The 17108-nt window shown below is 57.5% G+C and carries 28 protein-coding genes; 1 reads left to right on the top strand and 27 read right to left on the bottom strand.

Going from position 1 to position 17108, the window contains the following annotated elements:
- Positions 1 to 17: 17 nt before the first annotated feature.
- The 10 genes from OUO13_RS13140 to OUO13_RS13185 all read right to left on the bottom strand — a co-directional run bounded on the left by OUO13_RS13140 (position 18) and on the right by OUO13_RS13185 (position 6689).
- The gene (locus OUO13_RS13140; RefSeq protein ID WP_283174351.1) at positions 18 to 908 is read right to left on the bottom strand and encodes a phage head morphogenesis protein; all 891 of its coding nucleotides are present in this window, start codon (positions 906 to 908) and stop codon (positions 18 to 20) included.
- Entirely contained in the window at positions 895 to 2508 is a 1614-nt protein-coding gene (locus OUO13_RS13145; RefSeq protein WP_283174352.1) for a DUF935 domain-containing protein, read from the bottom strand. Before OUO13_RS13145 ends, OUO13_RS13140 begins: the two co-directional genes overlap by 14 nt.
- Positions 2508 to 4049: a hypothetical protein gene (locus tag OUO13_RS13150; protein WP_283174353.1), complete on the bottom strand. Its 1542-nt coding sequence runs from the start codon at positions 4047 to 4049 to the stop codon at positions 2508 to 2510. The genes OUO13_RS13145 and OUO13_RS13150 overlap by 1 nt, the downstream gene beginning before the upstream one ends.
- A gap of 1 nt (position 4050) precedes the next feature.
- Entirely contained in the window at positions 4051 to 4263 is a 213-nt protein-coding gene (locus tag OUO13_RS13155; RefSeq protein ID WP_283174354.1) for a hypothetical protein, read from the bottom strand.
- 169 nt (positions 4264 to 4432) lie between these two features.
- Complete coding sequence (locus OUO13_RS13160) at positions 4433 to 5005, bottom strand: DUF3486 family protein (RefSeq protein ID WP_283174355.1); 573 nt, start codon at positions 5003 to 5005, stop codon at positions 4433 to 4435.
- Between the two features lie 2 nt (positions 5006 to 5007).
- Positions 5008 to 5301 carry a VpaChn25_0724 family phage protein gene (locus tag OUO13_RS13165; protein WP_283174356.1) on the bottom strand — a complete coding sequence of 98 codons (294 nt, stop codon included), beginning with the start codon at positions 5299 to 5301 and terminating at the stop codon, positions 5008 to 5010.
- Position 5302: 1 nt separating this feature from the next.
- Positions 5303 to 5647: a DUF2730 family protein gene (locus OUO13_RS13170; RefSeq protein ID WP_283174357.1), complete on the bottom strand. Its 345-nt coding sequence runs from the start codon at positions 5645 to 5647 to the stop codon at positions 5303 to 5305.
- Between the two features lie 9 nt (positions 5648 to 5656).
- Positions 5657 to 5881, bottom strand: coding sequence for a TraR/DksA C4-type zinc finger protein (locus OUO13_RS13175; RefSeq protein ID WP_283174358.1), 225 nt, complete (start codon positions 5879 to 5881; stop codon positions 5657 to 5659).
- The gene (locus OUO13_RS13180; RefSeq protein ID WP_283174359.1) at positions 5881 to 6189 is read right to left on the bottom strand and encodes a hypothetical protein; all 309 of its coding nucleotides are present in this window, start codon (positions 6187 to 6189) and stop codon (positions 5881 to 5883) included. Before OUO13_RS13180 ends, OUO13_RS13175 begins: the two co-directional genes overlap by 1 nt.
- Positions 6186 to 6689, bottom strand: a complete 504-nt coding sequence (locus OUO13_RS13185; RefSeq protein ID WP_283174360.1) for an N-acetylmuramoyl-L-alanine amidase — start codon at positions 6687 to 6689, stop codon at positions 6186 to 6188. The genes OUO13_RS13180 and OUO13_RS13185 overlap by 4 nt, the downstream gene beginning before the upstream one ends.
- A gap of 192 nt (positions 6690 to 6881) precedes the next feature.
- Here OUO13_RS13185 and OUO13_RS13190 point away from each other — a divergent pair, with 192 nt between their 5' ends.
- Complete coding sequence (locus OUO13_RS13190; protein WP_283174361.1) at positions 6882 to 7388, top strand: DUF4124 domain-containing protein; 507 nt, start codon at positions 6882 to 6884, stop codon at positions 7386 to 7388.
- Here the strand turns inward: OUO13_RS13190 and OUO13_RS13195 are convergent.
- The 17 genes from OUO13_RS13195 to OUO13_RS13275 form a co-directional block, all read right to left on the bottom strand.
- Positions 7385 to 7807 (bottom strand): Mor transcription activator family protein, encoded by a 423-nt coding sequence (locus OUO13_RS13195; protein ID WP_283174362.1) that lies wholly within the window; start codon positions 7805 to 7807, stop codon positions 7385 to 7387. The genes OUO13_RS13190 and OUO13_RS13195 overlap by 4 nt on opposite strands.
- Before the next feature lie 192 nt (positions 7808 to 7999).
- Positions 8000 to 8356, bottom strand: a complete 357-nt coding sequence (locus OUO13_RS13200) for a Mor transcription activator family protein (RefSeq protein ID WP_283174363.1) — start codon at positions 8354 to 8356, stop codon at positions 8000 to 8002.
- Positions 8357 to 8364: 8 nt separating this feature from the next.
- On the bottom strand, positions 8365 to 8814 hold the full coding sequence (locus tag OUO13_RS13205) for a hypothetical protein (protein WP_283174364.1): 450 nt from the start codon (positions 8812 to 8814) through the stop codon (positions 8365 to 8367).
- Entirely contained in the window at positions 8805 to 9308 is a 504-nt protein-coding gene (locus tag OUO13_RS13210; protein ID WP_283174365.1) for a regulatory protein GemA, read from the bottom strand. The genes OUO13_RS13205 and OUO13_RS13210 overlap by 10 nt, the downstream gene beginning before the upstream one ends.
- Complete coding sequence (locus OUO13_RS13215; protein WP_283174366.1) at positions 9305 to 9772, bottom strand: hypothetical protein; 468 nt, start codon at positions 9770 to 9772, stop codon at positions 9305 to 9307. The genes OUO13_RS13210 and OUO13_RS13215 overlap by 4 nt, the downstream gene beginning before the upstream one ends.
- 2 nt (positions 9773 to 9774) lie before the next feature.
- Positions 9775 to 9975 carry a hypothetical protein gene (locus tag OUO13_RS13220; RefSeq protein ID WP_283174367.1) on the bottom strand — a complete coding sequence of 67 codons (201 nt, stop codon included), beginning with the start codon at positions 9973 to 9975 and terminating at the stop codon, positions 9775 to 9777.
- Between the two features lie 9 nt (positions 9976 to 9984).
- Positions 9985 to 10605, bottom strand: a complete 621-nt coding sequence (locus OUO13_RS13225) for a DUF3164 family protein (RefSeq protein ID WP_283174368.1) — start codon at positions 10603 to 10605, stop codon at positions 9985 to 9987.
- Positions 10602 to 11006, bottom strand: coding sequence for a hypothetical protein (locus OUO13_RS13230; protein ID WP_283174369.1), 405 nt, complete (start codon positions 11004 to 11006; stop codon positions 10602 to 10604). The genes OUO13_RS13225 and OUO13_RS13230 overlap by 4 nt, the downstream gene beginning before the upstream one ends.
- An 82-nt stretch (positions 11007 to 11088) precedes the next feature.
- Positions 11089 to 11787 carry a hypothetical protein gene (locus OUO13_RS13235; RefSeq protein WP_283174370.1) on the bottom strand — a complete coding sequence of 233 codons (699 nt, stop codon included), beginning with the start codon at positions 11785 to 11787 and terminating at the stop codon, positions 11089 to 11091.
- Positions 11784 to 12044 carry a hypothetical protein gene (locus OUO13_RS13240; protein WP_283174371.1) on the bottom strand — a complete coding sequence of 87 codons (261 nt, stop codon included), beginning with the start codon at positions 12042 to 12044 and terminating at the stop codon, positions 11784 to 11786. The genes OUO13_RS13235 and OUO13_RS13240 overlap by 4 nt, the downstream gene beginning before the upstream one ends.
- Positions 12044 to 12385, bottom strand: a complete 342-nt coding sequence (locus tag OUO13_RS13245) for a helix-turn-helix domain-containing protein (protein ID WP_283174372.1) — start codon at positions 12383 to 12385, stop codon at positions 12044 to 12046. Before OUO13_RS13245 ends, OUO13_RS13240 begins: the two co-directional genes overlap by 1 nt.
- Positions 12385 to 13002 carry a hypothetical protein gene (locus OUO13_RS13250; protein ID WP_283174373.1) on the bottom strand — a complete coding sequence of 206 codons (618 nt, stop codon included), beginning with the start codon at positions 13000 to 13002 and terminating at the stop codon, positions 12385 to 12387. Before OUO13_RS13250 ends, OUO13_RS13245 begins: the two co-directional genes overlap by 1 nt.
- Positions 12999 to 13712 (bottom strand): AAA family ATPase, encoded by a 714-nt coding sequence (locus OUO13_RS13255; protein ID WP_283174374.1) that lies wholly within the window; start codon positions 13710 to 13712, stop codon positions 12999 to 13001. Before OUO13_RS13255 ends, OUO13_RS13250 begins: the two co-directional genes overlap by 4 nt.
- Before the next feature lie 47 nt (positions 13713 to 13759).
- Positions 13760 to 15928, bottom strand: a complete 2169-nt coding sequence (locus OUO13_RS13260; RefSeq protein ID WP_283174375.1) for a Mu transposase C-terminal domain-containing protein — start codon at positions 15926 to 15928, stop codon at positions 13760 to 13762.
- A complete protein-coding gene (locus OUO13_RS13265; protein WP_283174376.1) occupies positions 15925 to 16191 on the bottom strand; it encodes a hypothetical protein in 267 nt (88 codons plus the stop codon). Before OUO13_RS13265 ends, OUO13_RS13260 begins: the two co-directional genes overlap by 4 nt.
- A complete protein-coding gene (locus tag OUO13_RS13270; protein WP_283174377.1) occupies positions 16188 to 16670 on the bottom strand; it encodes a hypothetical protein in 483 nt (160 codons plus the stop codon). The genes OUO13_RS13265 and OUO13_RS13270 overlap by 4 nt, the downstream gene beginning before the upstream one ends.
- A gap of 111 nt (positions 16671 to 16781) precedes the next feature.
- Positions 16782 to 17039, bottom strand: coding sequence for a helix-turn-helix domain-containing protein (locus OUO13_RS13275; protein ID WP_283174378.1), 258 nt, complete (start codon positions 17037 to 17039; stop codon positions 16782 to 16784).
- Positions 17040 to 17108 lie beyond the last annotated feature (69 nt).

The following is a 17108-nucleotide window of genomic DNA, read 5'->3' on the forward strand; positions in this document are numbered from 1 at the left end:
CGGCCCCTATCGGTTTGTTAATCCCGGCTTACAACCGCCGCTACGGATTCCATAAACAGCGTCAGCAGTTTCTGCCCAAAGAGCGGCGGCATCGCCCCCAGCTTTTGTTCTGCTTGTTGTAGTAATTGCTCCCGCCAGCTTTGCCCGCTGTTATACGACCACCCTGCCCCTGGCAGCAGACGGGTTTTGCCGTCATCAAAACCGGTAACGGTGGCTTGATACACCTCGCCGGTATGGGCATTGATTCCGGCGTCGATATGTTCCGTGGCGATATGGTCGGCGCTGTTTTCCACTGTCAGGCCCATTTGTTCAACCTGGCTGGCGGTTAATGCTCGCACCCGGCAGCGACAGCCCCAGTCGTTGGGTGGGTAGAGGGTTTGCCAGATCGGGTCGTCGTAACGGAACACCTTGCCGTGGAACTTGCGGTGTCCGGGGCGGGTGACGTTGTCGCGGATGGCGATGTATTGCCAATACGGGCGGGCGTTGGCGTTATCTTTCTGTTGTTGATAACGCCCGGCCTGGTAGCTGGTTTGCAGGTTGGTACGGTAGATGGTTTTTAACCGGTGCGGGCTGCCTTCTTGCACCACCTCGGTATTGCCCTGGCTGTCGGTTATCCACTTTTCGCCCCACCACCCGGCTTTTTGCAGTAACGGGGTCAGCGTTTTAATAAAGGTACGCTCGGTGGTGCCGTCTTTTAATGCGGTTAACACACCGTCGCTCAGGGTTTGCAATATATCCAGGCGTGCCACTTTGGCCACGGTAAACGCCTGGGTGTGTTTTTCTTGCCAGACGTCTTGCCAGTTCCAGCCTATGGCGTAGCCCTTACTTTCAAAGTAGGCGATGGCGTCCGCCGGTGGCAGGCTGATGGCATAACCCAGGTCAATGGCGGCGGTATTACTGGTTGGCATGCAGGCGCCCCCAAATATCGGCGACGAACATTATGCGGGCCAGGGTTTCTTCTATCTGGCGGTCATCCAGCGCCGGGTATAACTCAGCCAGCTTGGTTTCGGCAGCGGCGGGATCGGTGGCCAGGGTTTCCAGAACCGGGGTTAAAAGCGCTTTCATCTGCTGGTTAAGTTGCTGGCTGGTCAGACTGGCCAGCAGGTTATCCAGCGCCTGTTCGTGATCGTCCGGGCGGCTGGTTAATACCGCCATGCCCTGTGTTGGTGGTTGCGCCGGGCGCAGGGTTAAGGCGGTTTGCCCGTTATCCTGTATTACAGCCCCCGCCTGCCCCACCATAACCGGCTGACTGGGCGGCGTTAGCGCCAATACCGGTTCGTCGCCTTCGGGCTGTGGGATTTGCAGTTTGTCGTGTGCCCATGCCGTCGGAATCTTCAGGCCAATTTCAACCAATTTGGGCAAGGCTTCGGCGTATTGGGTGAGGTCTTCGCCTTCGGTAACATCAAACACCAGGCGCGGGTGGCGGCGCGGGTTGTTGTAGCTTTTGCAGTTAAGGGCATAGATAGGAAATAGCAGGTCACGGGTTAGTGTGGCGGCCAACTGCTTCAGATCGGCGTCGCGCAGCTCTTCCCGCACTTCGTTATGCACTTGCCCCAGGGCGTTGGTGTTGGTGCCGTCGCCTGTGCCGCTGGTTAAGGTGCCGCCCAGAATCGCTTTGGACTGGCTACGCTCGGCCCAATTGATCATGGCCTGATACGGGTCGCTGCTGCCCTTGGCGGCCTCCTGAAACTCAATGTCCATGCCACGGGGAATGATGCCCCCGGCGTTGTGGCCAATGCTCATCACGGCGCGTAACAGCGTGGCTTTTTCTTGTGGGCTGGCACCGCCGGGGTATTTGCCCAGGCGTAGCGGCAGGCCATAAATTTCCAGGAATTCGGCCAGGTCGCGGACGCTGTAGTTTTTGAACAGGTAGGGCCAGGCAATGATGCGTACCAGACCGGCGCGGGCTAAATAACCGCTTTTGGCGCGGGCCATATGACGCACCCAGCCGAAGGGCTGCAACTCCTGCCCTTCCGGGGTGTTATCGCGCAGGCGCAGTTCATTGCGGTTGTCGGGGTGTACCTGAAACCAGCTGGCGGGCTGGTGAATATAGCCCTCTGGCAGCCACAGGTTACCGTCACGTTGCCACTGCAGTTCCGCCACGCTGAATGCCTTGAAGATGGCATCGGTCAGATCAAACCGCAGGTCATCCAGCCAGGTAAAGCTTTCCAGCCATTGCTGGCACAGGGCGGCATCTTCTTTTTCAGCGGCACTGGCGTTATCGGGCGGCACTACCTGAAAGGGCGTGGTCAGGGTAGCGCGGCGGCGTTTTTGCAGTTCGCTGAAGACGTGGGCGTCTTTTTCTTCGATGTCTTCGGCCAGGGCGCATTGCGCCATCAGGTTGCCCTGCTCGGCTTCCAGCATCAGGGTGGCCAGGCGTGCCGGGGTCAGGCCGGTGGATGGGTGTTCATCCCACTCCCGGCGCAAATGAGCCACGCTGGCGTCGCCGGTCTGGTTACGGTTCAGGCCCAGGGTTTTTACGGCCCGGCCCCACAGGTCTTTCAGCATTACCAGGCTCCTGTTGGCTGACTGTCATCGTCGTCGGTCTGGCCGGGGCGAACGTCCCAGCGGTTGTGTTTGGCGGGCAAGGCTTCGTATTCGATGGCACCGCCTTCCATCCAGCTGGCGCGCACGGCCATGGCCAGCGCCACGGCGCTATCACCGTGACGGGTTTTGCCCCCGCCCTGCTCATCGCGGCCTTTGTCGATTTTCGGGGTACCGTTCACCACCTTGATTTTGTTCAGGTCGTCCAATACGTCCTGGTGACGCGGTATTTTGAGGTTGCCGTCTTCAAATTCGGCTTTCAGTTTGGGCATCCACTCGCGGTACCAGGGTTCGCTCAACATCACCTGATCAATGGCATCCTGGCCGTAACGCAGGGCGGCGGCTTCGGCCAGATAACCGCCGTTACCGGTGGCGTCGAAGGCCCCGGCCTGAAAGCGTGGCAAGTTATCCAACAGGAAGAACAGGATCTGGCGCTGGGCGTCGTAGGTGAGGTTCCATAGCTCAACCAGGAACGGCACCCGTTTGGTGAGGTCCGGGAAAATGCTCATGGGCGCAAACACCGACAGGTCGCCCCGGCGGGCGAAGTCTTCACCAAAGCAGTGGTTTACATCCGGTAGCTCGGCCATCAAGGGGGTCAGTTCGGTTTGGCACCATTCACTGATCCAGCCGTTACGGCGGGCGTCAGTCCAGGTTTCAAAGCCTTCCGGTGCCTGTACCCGCAGGATGGGAATACCCGCCTCCATGGCCTGTTCCAGATACACCCTCTTTATATAGATACCGCCGGACTGTTTGGGGACGCAGTAGTATTCCTCCTGGGCGTCATCTTCGGTGGCGGTATCGCGCAGCAAATCGGCCTTCCATTGGTTTTCGGCGGCCTGACTCCAGGGTTTGCCGGTGCGCTGGCAAATGCGTTTGAACAGCCCCTCGCGGCAGGCATCGTCCAGGGTTATACGGTGGATGCTGTAGCGCTTTTTCCCGGCGCGGCTGTCGTTGATCAGGTCGTTAAAGAGGTTTTCAACGCCGTTATGGGTGCTGATCAGCCGGACCTTAGCGCCCCACATCGTCAGTGCCAGCGCGGCCTTGAGCACTTCAGCCAGGCGTTCGTGGAATGCGGCTTCGTCGATTGTGACGTTGCCCTGCATACCTCGCAGGTTGGACGGATTGCTGGACAGTGCCTGCACTTTGAAGCCACTGGCGAAGTAGACCACAAATGTCAGGATCTCTTTGCCGTCCTGGCCGTCGTCTATAAACAGCTCTTCCTGGATCTCTCCGGCGGCCTTGTTAAACGCCCTCGCCCACATGGCAACGGCGTCGATAAACTCCCGCGCCATCTCCTTGTTGGAGCCAACGTAAAAATGGTTGGTGCCGCCTGCGCTTTTGGCAGCGCTGGCGGTTAAGCAGGCGTCGGCCGCTTCGGCCCAGGTGATACCGGTTCGGCGGGATTTTTCAGCGATCTTGAGCGGTGATTCGTCGGCGATCCAACGCTTCTGGTAGCCCAACAGCAGTTCGTTTTCGTCGTAGGGGATAAAGGCGGGGGCTTGCATTTCAGGAATCCTTGCAGCACAGATAGCTGACTTCCAGAACGCCGCCACTTAACAACAGCAGCGGAATATCAATTGATGGAGGACGATCCGGCGAAAGAAGCTGCCAACAAATGATCCATGCACACCCCCTGATCAGCTGATCGCCGGTTAAAAATAAAGATGCCAGCCACACCATGAGTACGGTCGTCAGCAGCAAATCCAGATCGGCGTTCATGAGCCAAACACAATGGCAGGCCAGGCAATCATGCAGACCAGCAATAAGCCGATTTTTCGAAGCGGTCCTGCTTGAAGTGCATCGTGGCACAAGACAATAAAAGCCAGCCAAACACAGAGACCGATGAAAGCCCAAATGCTGAAAAGCCAAGCCATGATCGTATCGACCATCACGCAATCCCCAGAATTTGCTGTTTGATAGTGTTGACCGCTTCGCGGGTTAACCCGGCTGCTGCGGCTACTTTTTCGGCGGCGTTCGCGGCTTCTTCGGCGAAGGCTTTGCGGATCTCCTTCTCGCGTTTGAGGCTGTCCATGCTGGCTTTCTCAAGCCGCTGAACCGTTAATGCCAGCTCTTTGATCAGGCCCAGGCTGGCCGGGTCTTCTTCGTCCAGTGCGGCTTCGGCCACATCAAAGGCCATGGTCTGGGTCATCTGGATCAGCAACTTGCCAATATCGCCGGTGGGCTTTTCGCCCAGCTTCGCTACCCAGGCGTTAGCGGTGGCCTGGCGCTCCTGCATCTTCTTGCCGATCTTGGCCATCTTGGTGGCGTAGCGGTTCAGGCCGGAACGCGATAGCAGGTCTTCTTCTGGAATACCCATCTCCGCCAGTTGACGGTTTACCTCCTCGCGAATGGCATCCTGGCTATTGGCCGGATCACGCAGTGCCGCATTCAGAAAGGCTTTTACCTGCTCAGGCAGCTGATCAATTTTGGAGGGACGACCTCGGGTGATGTTATCGGCCATGTTTACGCCCCAGGGCGTGGCTGACCAACGCCAGGCACGCGGGCGCGGCCCTGGGCTACGTCGTAACCACGGTCGGTTATGGTGGCCACATCGGTGGATAACACGGTGTCCAACGTCAGCAGCCCTTGTTCTTCCAGCCAATAAAGGTGGGTTTTCACCTGCTGGCGGCTGATTTTGTGGCCGTAAGCATCCAGCATTTTGTTCAGAATGCTGTCGTTGGCGGTGCCGTTGACATCGGCCAGGCTGCGCAAGATCACCAGGCGCTGATCCTGCTCGACCATATCTTTGAATGCCATGTTATTTACCTCCGTTCAGCATGTGCTGGTGCATCAGTTGCAGGGTGTGATTCAGCTGGCCCAGGGTGCCGCGCATTTCCTTGATGTTCTCGTTGGCTTCGTTCACGCGGGTGTGCAGCTTGCTCATATCGTCATGGGTGGGTAAGTGATCAACATCCCGCTCTACCCTGATCAGGCGGTCATCCAGGGCATTGATGCTGCCGTGGAGGTCTTCGCGCAGCTTGTCTATGGCGGCGGTGTTGGCCTTCTGGCGACTGGTTAACCACACATACACAAACACCATGCCGGTGATCACGGCCTGGGCTAACTGCAACCAGAACCCCAGGGCTTTGTAGTCCAGTTCCATTGCGGCTCCTTAACAGTGATCCATCAGTTCAAACAGCTGCTGGCAGTCTATGCAGCGGGCGGCATTGGGTTTGGCTACCAGGCGCTTGAGGCTTATCGGTTCGGCGCAGTCGATACACAGCACCACCCCGCGCTCTACCCATTGGGCGGGCTCGGCACTGCGGCTGTGCTGTTTGGCCAACGCCCGCTCACGGTCGGCCTGCTCCTGGCGGGTGGCGTCATCGGTCCAATCCATTAATCATTGGCTCCGGTGTTTTCGTCGGTAGTGCCGGGTGTGCGGCGGTCTTGCCGCAACTGGTATTCAGTGGCTTTTAACAGGCGTTTCTGTTCCAGCATGGCGGCAATCAAATCAACGGTTTCATCTACCACGTCGTTGGTGCTCAAGCCTTTTACCCACTGCAACAGGCCAATCAGTACGCGGGTTAACAGGCGCTCCAGCACCACGGTCCATTGAATGCGGCCCAATACGGCGGTCAGGGTGTCTTGCAGCAATTGCCAGCTGACGGCGCTGGCCAGTGTTTTGATAATGGCCAAGGCGTTCATTGGCGCACCTCCGGCAAAATGTTTGCCCGTGGCGGGGTGCAACCGTTCAACAACCAATCGGCTACATCAAAGTTCGGGCAGGTTTTGCCTTTAAACAGGTCGCGATGGCCGCAGATCGTGCGAATATTCAGGTGTGGTGGGCTGGAAGGGTCACTCAAGGACTGCACCAGGGTACGGAGGCTTTCCCATTGCTCTTGCGTGAACTGGTCACGGCCAATCAGGCATATACCAATGCTGTCGTGATTGTGGCCGGTTACGTGTGCGCCAGATTCCTGAAGTGGCCTGCCGGGACGTACGGCCCCATCCAGCTCAATGACAAAGTGATACCCTATGGCGGTCAATTGCGGCTGCCACTGAGGGGCCAGCTTGAGGTCGCGTTTGAATCCTCGCTCTCGGTGCCATTGGTCGATGTCTTCGATGGTGTTGGCGCGGCCGTTCGGAGAGTCCGAACAGTGAATTACCATGGTGGTGATTTGCGAAAGCTGGCGGCGGTTGCCCATTACATGCTCCTGACCCCGGTCTGTTGTGATGAAACAGTGATATGGTCAGGTTACGCGTGGGCGCGTTAGTGGCGGGATTCAAGGGATTTAAACCGTTTGCCCGGTATTTGATATTTACTGACACGACCACTGGCCGGGTTAATAAAACCTGTTTAAATTGCCGGATAAACGACCAGGGACAGGATACAAACAATGCTGAAAACCTTACCACTTCTGCTGGCATTAGCCAGTTTCCATGCCGTTGCCGGTAGCGGCTCTTATCATGTTTGTACGGATGCCAAAGGCCAAAAGCTGTTTACCCAAGACCCTTGCCCCAATGGCCAGGCGGCCGAGGTCAAACATTACAGCGTAACCAATACAGCGCCTGCGCCTGCTCCTGATGCCGCTTCCGACAATCGTTTAAGCACTGACAATCCTGCTTACATAAAAATGCGGGACAGTAATCGTCGGGCAGAACTGGAACGGGCCATCAAAAAAAGCGAAAAAGAAATCAGCAAACTGCAGCAGCAACTGGATACGGAGCTGGCGGGCCTTAAAGTAAAACAAGGGCAAGCCAACAACAACCTGGCGGGCGCTACCTATCAGCAAAGCCTGGCAACGGAGATGCAGGCGGTAACGGATCGGTACAAACTGCAAATGCAGAACAAGCAAAGTGAACTGGATCGGCAACGGGAAGAACTGGCGGGATTACAGAATTAAAACAGCCCCGGCTGAACCCGCTTCCGGTGCAGCCCATGCTGACGAGCGACTATAGAGCAGATCTGCTGCTGGGTCAGGCCGAACCGTTCCGCCAGTTCGCGGCTGTTGCCGCCTTTGTATTGCCCGTAAATTTCCATATCCCGGAATGCCAGTTTCAGGCGTTCCGCATTAGGCAGATAGATCATACGACCGCCGAAGTGGTTGGCCTGGCGAGCCACCAGGCGGCGGGCCATTGTCAGTGCGGTTTCTTCGGCTTCGCCCATGCGCTTCAGTTCGCTTGCCAACACGTCAACCAGTTCAATCAGGAGTTTTGGCCATGCCAGCCGGACGGCTTCGTCGTCCTGGGGTAGCTGATCCAGACGTGACAACGCCTGATCCAGCATGTCGTGGTCATCTTCAAACAGATCGTGATTATTCATTATCCGTTCACCTTTCCAGCGGAATAAATTGAATGCCTTATGCTTCCAACTGCGGCTGACTCAAGCGGTTCAGAACAGAAACAACGAAGCTCGTTCCAGATTAACGATTCGTGGCCTTGCTGGCTTGTAAAGGGATTTATGAAATCATGGGGAGGGATGGCGCACTGATAGGGTCAGTGCGTGGGGAATGATTTACAGAAGGCTTTGCTGTTTTCTTCCGGCTTCTGTCTCCAGTTGCTGTTTTACGCGGCGGATAATGGCATAAATCCAAACTCGGGTTACGCCATGCTTGCGGGCTAATGCCTGGGCCGTATTACCGGTGGTAAATTCCTGATAAATCGCCATGTCCCGGCGGCTGATGTTCATATGGGTGCCCTTGCCTATATAAACGCTCAGGCCGCCCCACTCCTTTGCCACTGAGTCCGTGCAGGCGTCGGCAATGGCATCGGCCTGTTCCGGGTCACACCCTTGCTGGCGCGCTACCTGCGCCACTATCTGAAACAGATCTGCCAGGAATTCCGGGGCATTCAGCTTGCGGTTTGAATCCATATCCATTCCTACCAATCGTTATCCAGTAGCTGGTCCAACGTTGCACGCCCGGTAACCTGGGCTGCACTGTGGTTACTTGCTGGCAGGCTGTTTGCCACGGGGAGCGTGGCGCTGGCCACTATGGTTTTCAAAACCGCTTTCAAATAGTTGTGGTTCGTCAGCGGTTTTACATCCTGTTGCTGGCGTTTGGCGCGGATGGCTTCGACGGTGTGCTGCAATGCTGGCACCAGAAACTGCACCGACTCCAGTGCCAGGGTTTCCTGTGCCAGTTTCAGTGCCCGGTCGTTGGCCAGGTCACGGCTGTGGCTGCGAAACAGCCCCAGGTAACTGGCCAGAGCGGCCCGTGTGGGCACGTCCTGGCGAAACAGCAACTCGGTCAGTTCTCGCCCGGCGTCGTCCTGAATGATGTGTTCCAGGCTAAGGCGGGTTTTGCAGTTGGGGCAGCGGCCTATTTGCATTGTGTTGCCTCCGGCCGCACTTGCTCGCGTACGCGCTTGTTCCAGGCTTTCAGCTGTTCCAATACGGTGTTGGCCATGCTGGTCTGTTCCAGCCATTCAAGGGCATCAATCTGGCCGTCTTTGGCGGCGGTTTGTTTGCGTACCCAAGCCATTAGCGCGGCTTCGCTGCCATCGCTGATAAAGCCGTCGCGGTGCATCTGTATCCAGATCGCCCGGATCTTGTCGATACGGGTTTTGCTTGTGCGTTGCCGCGATGCGGTTGATTGACGGCGCTCTTCCATGGTTTTGCCTTTGCGTGGCTGCCAGCCTTTGCTGATCAGTTCATTCAGCACGCTGTCGATCTGTTTGATGGTCAGCTCGCGGGCGCTGGGGCTTGCTGCCGGTGCGCCGTGGCGCACCAGCAGGGCCTTATAGGCGTCGTCGTCCATGGCCAGCTCTTTTTTGGCTATGTGCAGCTTTGCCAGGGCTGCACCGCGTTGGGCGGGTGTGTTCATGCGGCCTCCTGAACTGGCTGGCCATTGATACTAACCAGCGTTAGTCCTTGCAGGCGCTTGAACTGCCGCACCAGACTCGCGGCGGTGTTGAAGGTGGGATCAAACCATTCAATGGTTTTATCCAGCTTGCTGAACACCTGGCGAGCACCGCGTTTACCCAGCTCTTTCTCCAGCTGTTTGATCTTGGCGGGGCCATACAGGGCTTTGCTGCGCTTACGCCATACCTTTTCTGTCAGGCTGCTGAAGTGATCTGAGTCTGGCCAGCCGCTGCCAATACGGATACTGCCGTTAATAAACACACACAACGCGGTTCTGTTTTCTGTCATATGCCGCCGTTCAATGGTCAGGCGGTTGCCGTCCAGCTCCAGCGTTACTACTACGTGGGAACTGGCCAGCTGCTGTTGCAGCTGGCTCCATTGTTCTTTGGTGATCATGCCGGTGGTGATCTTTTCGGTGGTGAGCATGTTCACAGATCCTGTGTTGCCAGTTGGTAGGCGTATTCCAGTGCCCGGATCAGGTCGGGGATGCGAACGACATCCACGTCGATCAGATCTTCGTTAACCTCTACCTGGACGGTGTCACAGTCTTCAAAGCCGCTGTAACAGGGGCTGATCAGTAACCAGTGATCTACTGCGATTGCGCCATTTTCGGTGTTCATTGGGGTCATGGTGGCACCTCACACGCTGGCCAGATCAAGAGTGATCTGGCGGTATTGGTCGGTATCCGGGATGCGTTGGTAAACCCGGACGTATACGGTTGAGCCTTCGACTTTGATGCTGTCTTGCAGGGCCTGGCAGGCGGTTTGCCATTCGGCGTCGTCAATCTCCAGTTGCAGCAACCCCAACAGTTCGGCGGTTTTGATCTGGCCATTGCGACCTACCCGGAATGCGCGGTCTACCAGGGCGCGGATATTGACGCTGGCATCGGCGGTCCAGCGATCCAGGCAACGGCCAAACAGCTCCTTTGCGGCTTCCAGCTCTTCGGTGAAGGTGATGCGGTCGGCGTATACGCGTTGGATTTTGTATTGGCCGCTGTAGCTGGTGAGGCTGATGTTGCCCTTCTTGCCGCCCAGTTCCACTTCGTAGCGGTCGGCGGCAATCTGGATCAGGTCTTTGATGTCGGCCAGGGCTTTGCGTTTGAAGGCGCTCAAACGCTCATGAATGGCCTGTGCGTCTTTGGCCAGCTCGGTGACGATCTGGTCACGCAGTTTGTCTTGTTCTTTTACCTGAACCTCGGGCACCAGGCGGCCACGGCTGTCCATCAGGTATCCGGCGGGAATATCCATTGTGTTGCTCATTTGCAGGTCTCCAGGTGTTGCAGGGCGTTTTGGTACTGGGCGGCCAGGGCATTCAATGCCCGGCCTTTTGCGGTATTACGGCCAAAGGCATCGGGGGTGCCGACGTTGTCCAGGACACGCTGCATGGCGTTGGCCATGTTGCTGATCAGGATGCGCTCATGGCTGTTAATGGCCTCACCGGCAACGGCCTCGGCCAGCAGTTTGGGCACGGCGGACACCAGCACGGCACGGGTGGTGCTGCCGTTGTCGAAGCGGTCGAGGTCGGCATTCACTTCGCCTTCGGTCCAGATCCCGGCGCGTTCGAGGTCGTGGGTTACTGAGCCGTCACGGGTGAAGAACACCAGCCCGGCGGTTTCGGCGCGCACGCTGGCGCACACATTGACAATCACGTACTGATTCATCGTTGGCTCCTGTTGGGTTGGGTGGTTGTGTGCATGGCTCAGGTTCATGGTGACTGCCCTCGGTATGCCTGTTGAATCGGGGTTACGCGGCCAGCGGTTGGGTCAGGCTCCAACGGTTGGCCGTGGATTTTTTTCGGGGTGTAGCTCCAATCGGGTTGCTGTCGATGGATTCCGGGGCCAGCCCGGAATGACGTTGATCAGGCAGCGGTGCAAAGACGGTACGAGTGGTGAGAATGACCAGGGCCTGGATCAGCAGCAGGCCCATGGCGGTCATGGCGATGGGTACCAGTGCGGTCAGATCGGCACCGGTTTGCATGCCGGTCAGTTGGGCTTGCAGGCGGTTGCGGTCGGCTTCGGCGGTTTGAATCTGGGTTTCTGTTTGTTCAATCAGTTTTGCCCAGCCGTCGCGCTTCACAGAGTTCTGCTGGTAGGTGGTGCCTTTGGCTTCCAGGCGGGTTATGGCCTGTTGTTGCTGATCAATCTGCTGCTGCACCAAAAGGGTCTGCTGTTGGGTTTGCTGCCAGTCGGCATAAACCGGCTGGCCCAACTGGTACAGCGGTGCTGACAGGGCCAGCACGCTGGCGACCAATGCCAGGGCGTTTTTGCCCAGGCTACGGGCGGCCCATAACCACATTGCGGCACCTTCGATCATCAGGCTCCACAGCAGGCCGGTTTGGCCTGCGTGTTGTGTCCAATAGTCGCTGGCGTGCAGTTGCAGCAGGGTTATGCCACCGACCAGCAGCAGGGCTGCGGGCAGGCGGTTGATCAATGTGCGGGTCATGGGCGCACCTCCCATTCCACAACACAGCGGGCCAGTTGGCCGCGCATCAGATCGATGCGCTGGCCGCGTTCCAGCTTGCGTGCGAAACACCAGGCACTGGCCAGCTTGTGCAGCCCCTTTGTCGGTTGCACACGCAACACCGGGATGGCGTTGTGCAGGTCTACATCCAGCACCGGCACCGCCAGTTTGTTCAGCTCTGTCAGGCAGGTGGCAGCGGCCAGCAGCTTGTTTTCAATCAACTGATTCATTCGTTCCATCACTGTTTCTCCTGTGCGTGTTCACAGTGTTTGCAGGCGCGGTACAGCTGAACCCGCAGCGGGTTATGGGTGGCTCCGGCCTGGCGCTGGTAACGCTGGCAGTTATCCAGCTCCAGCTCGCCCAGGACTGGGCACAGTACGGTGTCGCCCAGGTATTGGCCGCGCACCAGCTTTTCGATCCGGTGCAAATCGCCGGGATACTTGCCTTTCAGTACCTGGCTGATCAGCGCGCCGGACACCTCCAGCTCGCGGGCAACCTGTGCCTGTGAGCGGGCGGCGCATTGGTGGCGCAGTTCGGTGAGCCAGCGGGGTTCAGTGGTGGTTAACAGGATCGCGTCCATCAGTTGGCCTCCTGCTCGTCCGCAGACCAGACGATCTGCTGGGTGTTGGCATCAAACACCTGCTCAATGGTTTGGATGATGGGCGGCAACGGCCCGGTGTAACGGCTTTGCACAAACCGATAGACGGTGAGTGCCTTTGCGTGAACCGGAGGCTGGGCAACAACCAGGTACCCGGCGCGTTCCAGGTAACGGCAAAAGCGCTTGGCTTCAGACTCGCGGACCACCACATCACTTGTGCATGCAGTGAGTGCCAGGTCGCGGTAGTTGAACGTTCCCAGGGTGCGCATGGATCGCCACAGATTTTCCCGCGCACGCCCCAGCTTGCTGGGCTGACCAGTGCTGGTCAGGCGGGGGGCCTCGCGGCCGGTGTTGCGCACCAGCTGAAAGCGGTTGCGAACGTGTCCATGTTTGAGCTTTTCAACCGCGACAGTCTCAACGTATTCGCCCAGCTTCAGCTTGTTCAGATAGGCATGAACACTGTCATCAGGCACGGTTTGACCCGCTCGTTTACTGGCCTGAATGATCAGGTCGGCTTCGGTGAACTCACGCAGTTCACGCACGGTGTCCCAGATCACCTGTTGCACCCGGATCGCTTTGGCGTGTGCAAAGGTGTTCATGAACGCCCCCGTGGTGCTTTGCCGGTGAAGATGGCGTGGCGGTAGTTTTCGAGCGTCACGCGCTCAACACCGTTATCGGCAGCCCAGTTGCGGATGTTCTCAAGGTTAACGCAGATCCTGCGAGTGACACCGTGGGTGTCGTCCAGCACTTTCAGCAGCAGGTCTTCGGTGATGTCGATTCCCCGAGCGTAAATATCGGCCAGCTGCAGCACGTCGCGCATTTGGCAGGGTTCAGCAGCGACCCAGGTAAGGATGCGGTTGTGGATCTTTTCGTAATGAGCCAGCTTGGCGGGCAGCCGTTCTTCGCCAATCAGAAGAATGGACGCTTGTGAGCCTTCGTAGAGATCCATGGCCAGCATGACGTGGCTCTTGCTGTCGGCCAGCCAATCCGCTTCGTCGATGATCAGCGGGCGGCCAGACTGCATCAGCTCTTCACAGGCCTGTTCGTTCATGTCGGCCAGGTTCTTGGCGGGCATGATGCCCATTTCCTTGAGGATGGCTTCGAGGAACTTCTTGCGTGTCCAGGTGCTTTTGCACTGGATATAAAACGCGCGGTGAGCGTTAGCGGCGTAGCTGGCAGCAAAGGATTTGCCATAGCCACTGGGGCCATGCAGAACGCCCAGACCTGGCAGGCTTGGGCTGCGGTCTTGCAGGTGCATCATGGCCTGATTGGTCAGTGCCACATTGTTGATTCCGGCGATGTTCGTCATTGATTCTTACTCCGTGTCTTGCGTGTTTAATTCGCGTTAATCGGCGCTTAGCGAGCGCTCAAAGGCATTTTTTTATGGGTGCGCATTTCGTGAAGATCTTTCCCGGCTACAAAGGCTTTGCTGGTCTTGAAGCGTTTGGCCCAGGCGGCTTCGGCGTCGCTGGCGTTTCCGGCTTTGGCCCGTTGCTCAATGTCCAGCGCCAACAGGTAGCGCTCTTCAAAGTCTTCTGGTGGCTGGAATGCAGGGGCGGCAAATTCAGGGCGGATCACCTGCGCGGCAGGCCGTTTGAGCGGCGGCAGCGCTGGCAGCTCAATAACAGGCTGTTGCTGGGCTTCCAAAGCAGCGCGGGCGGCTTCAATTCCAGCGCTGGTGTGTTGCTCTTGCGGCCGTGGAAAATGGCGGACTTTCTCGGCACGGGATTCGGCAGCACGGTGGTCCAGGATCTGCTGAGCAACATCGCGTTTGGTGACACTCTTCGCTGCCTTCTTCAGTTCACGGCGAGTCTCTTCGATGGCTTCTTTCTGAAGCGCCTTGGCTTTGGTTGCGACTTCTTCACGGCTGATGCCGGTAATGGCCGGATCTTCGGCAGTGCAGATGTATTCACCATTCAGGTCGTACACGTACACGCGGCCCATGTCGGCTTCGTCATAAAACAGGTTGACCTGCTCGCCAGTGTGGGCTGCCAGTTCGGCGTGGATGTAGTTGCCGCCATCCAGCTTGATGCCGGTTTTGGTAATGGTGCGGGTGCCTGCGGGTTCGCTCAGCAGCACATCCAGCAGGCGTTCATCCTGAATGGTGCGGATGGTGCCGGGCCAACTGGCGACACGGGCCGCCGGAGATTCGCCCAGGCTGCTGTGGCGGCGGGCGTGGTATTCGTGTTCAAGCCAGTCGTTACAGAACTGCTGCAATTCGGTGGACGACATACGCACTTCGATCAGTTCGTCTTTTTTGAACAGGCGGTCGCTGAAGCTATTGCGAGCTTCAATGGCTTTACGTTCAGCCACGTTGTGGCCAATAAATCCGGGCAGCAGCTCGGCTATGTCGTGGCTGAAGGTTTTGAATACGCGCTCGATGTGCGGCTTCTTCCAGCCCTGGAACGGCGGGCAGAATTCCTGCTCGACACCCAATGCTCGGAACACGTTTTGGATGTACTTGGATTTGTAGTCGGCACCGTTGTCGGTTTTGGCGGTATCCGGTACGCCCCAGCTCAGCAGGCAACGACGGATCACCTGGGCAACGCCCTTGCTGTTGGAGGTCGGCATCACCACAAACAGGGTACGGCGTGACCAGACATCAATAGCGCCCAGGATCGAATGACGGCCATCGGTGAGCATCAGATCTGCGGGGGTTGAGTCGAATTCCCATAGCTGATTCAGGCCGGCAACGTGCTCAGAGGCGCTGCCCTGGGCGTCCATGTATTTGTTCTTCCAGGCGTCCGGGTTGGTAACGGCGGTGTAGACCTGAATGTTGTCGGCCTTCCACTGACTGACCCAATCGGCCAGACGGCGCTCTGACGGCAGGCTCACGTCTTGTCCGGCAAATTCAGCGCGCAGGGCTTTGGCCAGCGTGGTGATTTTGATGTGCGGATGACCAACGACCATACCGACGATGTAGTCACGCAACGCAGGCTGACTATCGACAATGCCAGAGCCGCGACGACCCTTTCCGGTATCACCGGCCAGTGCATCAATGCCGTGTTCCTTGATTTTCTTTTCCCACAGGTACAGGGATGGGCGGCTGCAGCGTGGTTCTATTGCACGTACCCAGGCTTCAACCGCTATTTCCTGCTTCTTATAGAGGTCGCTGAATTCGGTGTAGGCCTTGCCCTTCGGCAGGCCGCTGGCTTTGTGGAACTGCTCGGCGGCGGCCAATACGGCCAAAATGGCGTCTACCTTGCTTTTCTGGTTGGCAGACAGCTTTTTGTAACGGTTCAGCGCTTGCTCGCGGGTTTGCTGACGCGCCAGCACCTGGGCTTCTTCATCCGCCAGCACCGGGTTGGCCTTCACACGGGCAGCGGCTTTTTTAGCCAGGCTGATGCGCAAGGCGCGCTGGGATTCAGCGGGCAGGCTACTGATGTGGTATTCAAAACCACCACCACGGCCAGAGCGTGGACGCGATTGCCAGCCTTCGGTTGTGGCCTTCTTCAGCAAGCCCGGCACGGTACCCGGCAAACCGGCTACCCCGGCAAGATCCTGAGTGCAAAACCAGTCGGTCATTGGGCACCTGCCTGTTGCCGTGGCTGGCCGTTTACATCGGTTTCTACCTGGTAAAAACCGATCAGGTCTTCGTCATAAGCGATGGCGTTGCCATCAAAACCTGGCATGACCCATTCCGCACTGAACAGGCGACTCACTGCAGGCTTACGCTTGCCCGTCCGTTCACGGCTGACAAACTGCACGCGGGTTTCGTGGTCAGTTCCGGCATCACGGATTAACCATGTGCCGGGCTTCAGGCTGGCTGGGTTAATTGGCGTGTTCATTCTTCGCCTCCAAAAAGCTCTAATTCAGGTTCATCCATGCGTTCGACGCGGGCGTGGTGGCTGGCAACATCGGCCATGTGACGCACCAGTTCGGCCTTGGCTGCGTCGGCGTCTTCGTTGCCCAGGTAAAACGCCGCCAATACAGAGACGGCCTTGCCGAATGAGGCTTGCAGGGCCATCAGGTCGGTGTCTTTGGCAGGCCGGGCTTTAGGCATTGGCACCAGCAGTTGATGATCACTGGCGGCCAGGTATTGGGTGACATAGGAAACGCCGCAGGCGTGCTCAAACGGACGGATCATCAGCGCAGGCATGCGCGCCTCATCAATCCATTTGTAAAGGGTGTAATGGCTGGCGATTCCCATCAGGTCCGCAATGCGCTCGACTGAGAGATTCTTAACGTCCTTGGCATAGTCCACACACAGCTCCATGCCATGTTTGAGTGAGCGGGGATGGACCCCTTTCCAATTTCGTTTAGCCATTGTTGTTACCCGCGTTTGACCACTGCTAATCAAAAATCCGTTATGCCTCTGTGCACCGGTGTCGGTGCAGCCTAAGCTGATTCCATCAATCGGAACCAAAAACGGCGGATGTTATGAGACATTTCGGTATACTTGCGGGCTGGACTGGTAGCGGCTTGGCCAGATATCGGCTGGCTGTTTACCCAGGAACTTTGCGACGATCTTCTCCACCTTCGGGTACGGAGCCTTGAACACGTTGTAAAAGGTGGTTGGGTTTTCATAACCGTTCTGGCGCGCCAATTCGGCGACAGAAATACCGCGCATACGAATCGCGGCGATCACTTCCTGACGGTGCCAGTCCTGCACTGGGTAACTCTGTGAGTTGCTCATTTTTTTGCCCTGTTGTTGACCAGTTTGCGTAAAGCCGTTGGGTGACTGCTTTAGGTAAACATTATCGGT

Origin of the sequence: Parathalassolituus penaei, from assembly GCF_026626885.1 — a bacterium.
GTDB classification, from domain to species: domain Bacteria; phylum Pseudomonadota; class Gammaproteobacteria; order Pseudomonadales; family Oceanobacteraceae; genus Oceanobacter; species Oceanobacter penaei.